We start from the raw sequence: 3964 nt of genomic DNA on the forward strand, positions 1-3964 counted from the left end.
GCCTGCTCCCATAAAGAGCGCGGCTCCCAGTGACAACAGGAGTGCCACGGGTAACATCGCGGCCTCTCTCGACTGCCAACCGTGACGATAGATACCGAAAGCTATAACCAGCAAGAGCGAAAAAAATAGGGAGAGGCTCGCACCACGAGAATTGCTCAGGTAGAGTGCGACGATCAGGACAGCCCTGGGACTCAGTACCACCGAAAGCCAGCGGATCAATACACCTCGCATTCCTTTACCTTCACGTACCAGGTTCATCGATGAGAGCAGCAGACCCAGTGTCACACTGATCGCGATCGACAACAGCGCACCGAAATGGTTGGGGGTGGGATAAGTGCCATGCGCCCGACTGGTGCCGCCCGCCTCTACCCAAAGTGCAGTTAAACCATTGCCATAATAACCTGCAATGCCCAGCAAGGCCTCGCCAAGCCCAACGCACAACAGAAGAATCATCAAGGTGCGCAATCGCTTGCGACTATCGACCAAAATTAACGTCATCAGCAGCATCAACAGATAGGCTGTGTTTTTCAAAATACCTGCAAGAGATGAACCCGGGTCCAGTGACAATGCATGCCAACTCGTCCCGATTACTGGCTCAGCCGAGGTAATCAGTGCTGCAGTTGATGGGCTGAGAAACTCAAGCAATGCAAGTGGCACCGGGACTAGCTGCAACCACTGGTAAAGTATCCATGCACCAAGTAGCAGCAGGGGTATTTTGAGGCGAATCAGCACCCCTGGTAGCGGTAATTTTCTGGACAGTATGTAGACAAGCCAGGCTCCCGCAAGCAGGAATATCGCGACTTCAAAAAATGACCAGGCCCACACACGATTGCTGCCGAGCGGAAGCGGCAGCCATGCAATCAGGAACAGGTAGAGGATGAATAGCGACCGAGGGGCGTCTCGCTTAACACTGTCGCTATGTGCCTTGTGTTTTTTCACCCTGCCCCGTGTTCCCTTTCAAGCCGCCTCAAAAATCCGCTCCAACCGGTTCGCCTGGCTGACTGATGAATAATCTGGCTGAATTGTGGTTCTTTCATCGCAGAGATAAAAAAAGCGGACATCTCCTGCTGCTGCCTGGGCAATTGGCTCCAGGCTGTCATTGCAAGCCAGGCGACCTGGCTCACAACACCACGCTCCCATGAACCAAGCTGCTGCGCCTTCGACAGCGCCACTTGTACCTGGCTATCGAATCCCGAGTGGTTGAAACGCGCAATTGCCAATTCAGACCAGGCTCTTGCCCAGGCACTTCTCCGTATTACGGCCAACCGGGCATGTTCCGCAGCTTGTTGTGTAACCTGGCGCCCTCCCGTCCCACTGGAGATGTCCGAGTGCGATTGGTAGAGAAGTGCAAGATCAAGTTGATAGTCTGCATGTAGTGAAGAGAGACGGGCTGCATTTTTCTGCATACCCACTATTTTGACCAGCTTTTCCCGGCTCAAAAAGCCCGTTGAACTGTTATCTGCATGCAATAGTTTATGTGCAGCGATAGACAGCAGATCTGCATACCCTGCAGTTGCAGAAAGGAAAGCAAGGACTAGCAGGGTAAGCAGCACAATCAGTGCTCCTGTTTTGGTGACATTATCAGCTTTTCGTGCCATGATTAACGAGGATTTTTATACTAATTATAATTTGCACGTCTGCATTATCTGCTTGAAATACTTGCAGTCAAAGCAAAATAATTCGATAATTGTCGCACATTTTGTACAGCAAGGATGCGCGACATGATAAAGGGAATATCTAGAATGGAAAAAATTGTAGAGACAATATCTACAACTACGAGCAGCACCAAGATAAAAACTTTCTGCAAAGCTTTACCGAAACTCGTAGCATCAGCAGCAATACTTTTCCCGATCAGCACTACAACACTGCAGGCAGAGATTCCCACTGATCTCGAGATACAGTCATCCAGGCTCTCAATGAATGCCTATGAGGTTAATCTCAACGATCACGAAATACGTTACATCAAATCACTGATCGCGAAGGACTACCCTACACCATCAATCATTTTGCACGGTATTGGCCGCGGCTTGCCAATCAACGACATCGTCTATCATCTTGTAAAGTCCGATCCCGAAAGTGGGCTGGAAATCTACCAGCAAGCGATGAACCTGCTCCCTTCACTACCTGGCTGGGTGTGTGAACAGTCAATCGCTTCAAACAATCGTTTCTATGAGCGCTACAGCCTGGGACAACTTGGCTCATCGAAATCTATTCAGGCAGTAGCAGACAGGTATTTCGGCAGCAATGCTCGCCTCGGTGAGCAGAGTAATAGCAAAGGCGATTTGCAAGTGGATATCGATGAACTGATCGGAATCGCAAACCGGGAGAAAAAGGGCTCGACCGGTGATGCCTGGTGGTACGTATCTGCAAAGAGCCACCCTGCCGCGCAGTTACCCGTACTCGTTTCTCTCTATCAAAAGGACAACCAGATGGTTGTCGATGCAGACATTGATGCCCTAAAGCAAAGAAAGGCTTCTGGTACAGAGACTGCGCCGGTGAAGTTCATCTATAACGCAAGAAACCTGCTCCCAACCAGCCAAGTTGAATCTGCAGTCGCCAAGGCAGTGAATAGCAGAATTGGCGCAGTATCACTTGGCAATTATGCCAGTGGGCGTTACATCGACACCAGCGACAGACGAACCAGCGTAAGTGAAGTACTTTACATCTATGCAGCGGAACGCCTGCGTGTGACACCACCACGCGAATGGCGTGAACTCGACCATCATGTCAATGCGAAAACCAGTGAATTAATAGCACTTTTCCCCATACCGGAAAAGTCGTCCATCCCTGTTGCCAAGTGGAACAAGATTAACAGGCAACTGCAAAGCACCGGTTTCGAAAAACCGGTAATGATCACTGTTTACGGCGACACCATGGAGCGCTGGATCGATGATGCCGAGTGGATCGCGGTAGCGAACAGCCTTGGTATCAAATACATACCTACCGTCTTTTTCTACCACGAGACAGAGCGCTATACCTGCGAATCACCCGCAGCTTGCGGTGCTGGCATCTGTGGTTCTGCGCTGGCTGCCGGCGCCAAAATTGGCAGCTGTAAACCTGTTGTCTATCCCCCACCACCGCCTTCAAGCCAGGATTGAAGGGCTGTATGTATAAGTTACACAGATGCAAGGAAAGCAGTAACGTGAAAATATACAGGGATCAGGCTATGGCTAAATATATATACAAAGAAAAGAGTTGGAATCGTGTGCATGCCACTCGACTAAAACTGGGAATCGGCGCAGTGATTCTTTGTGCTGGTGCCCTTGGCAGCAGTACTGTGCTATCGCAATACAGGCTGGAGCAGCCAGTCGGTAATATGGTCGCCTACCCTATTGTCAATATTTCTGCCGGCTACAGCAGTGCGCTCTATGACAGCGCCGGGAATGAAGAGGCAGCATCACCGTTAATTACAGCCATGCTTGGGGCGGGCCTCCAGGGCAAACGCCGTGGACACTTCTACGGCCTTGAATATGCAGCAGATACAAACTACTTTCTCGATGCAGAAGCCGAAGAACAACAAATCAACCAGCGACTTGTCGGCTACTGGGGAACAGCATTCACGCAGAGACAGAACCTTGATATCGGCTTTGAAATCAGGGCTTCGGAGTATCCTCGCGGATACGAAAACCCTCTGGATGGGAACCACAATACGATTGGCGATCAAACCGGTGCCAAATGGAAACAGTACCAGGCTGGTGGCCTCTATGTACTAGGGAATGATGAGACTCGCGGTAAACTGGAGCTTGCAGCCTGCTTAACATGTCTCCGTAACGATAATGACGATTACCAGTATCGAGACAGCAATATCATTGACACATCCGCTACCCTGCTAGCACGCGTATTGCCAAAGACGCATCTTCTGTTCCAGGTTGCTCACAGCAAGTTTGAATATACCAACGCAAACCCGGGTGACTTTACTGATGGGCTAGATAGCACCGAGATGCGTTACCTGGTTGGCGCAACC

General features: G+C 50.3%; 4 protein-coding genes. 2 read left to right on the forward strand and 2 right to left on the reverse strand.

What is annotated here, in order from left to right; all coding sequences use genetic code 11:
- Positions 1-939 (reverse strand): hypothetical protein (locus BOW51_RS08125; protein WP_135568155.1); only part of this gene is annotated, 939 nt, incomplete at its 3' end.
- Complete coding sequence (locus BOW51_RS08130; RefSeq protein WP_078477251.1) at positions 936-1598, reverse strand: hypothetical protein; 663 nt, start codon at positions 1596-1598, stop codon at positions 936-938. The genes BOW51_RS08125 and BOW51_RS08130, both read right to left, overlap by 4 nt.
- A 144-nt stretch (positions 1599-1742) precedes the next feature.
- Here BOW51_RS08130 and BOW51_RS08135 point away from each other — a divergent pair, with 144 nt between their 5' ends.
- Together BOW51_RS08135 and BOW51_RS08140 are read left to right on the forward strand one after the other, a co-directional pair.
- Positions 1743-3098 (forward strand): hypothetical protein, encoded by a 1356-nt coding sequence (locus BOW51_RS08135; protein WP_078477252.1) that lies wholly within the window; start codon positions 1743-1745, stop codon positions 3096-3098.
- A 68-nt stretch (positions 3099-3166) separates the two neighbouring features.
- A partial coding sequence (locus BOW51_RS08140; protein ID WP_135568156.1) for a hypothetical protein occupies positions 3167-3964 on the forward strand: 798 nt, incomplete at its 3' end.

Source organism: Solemya elarraichensis gill symbiont (assembly GCF_002021095.1).
Lineage (GTDB): Bacteria > Pseudomonadota > Gammaproteobacteria > Chromatiales > Chromatiaceae.

Coding starts and splice junctions, on each gene's coding strand:
- BOW51_RS08130 (WP_078477251.1), bottom strand. CDS start 1,598: ATGGCACGAAAAGCTGATAATGTCACCAAAACAGGAGCACTGATTGTG.
- BOW51_RS08135 (WP_078477252.1), top strand. CDS start 1,743: ATGGAAAAAATTGTAGAGACAATATCTACAACTACGAGCAGCACCAAG.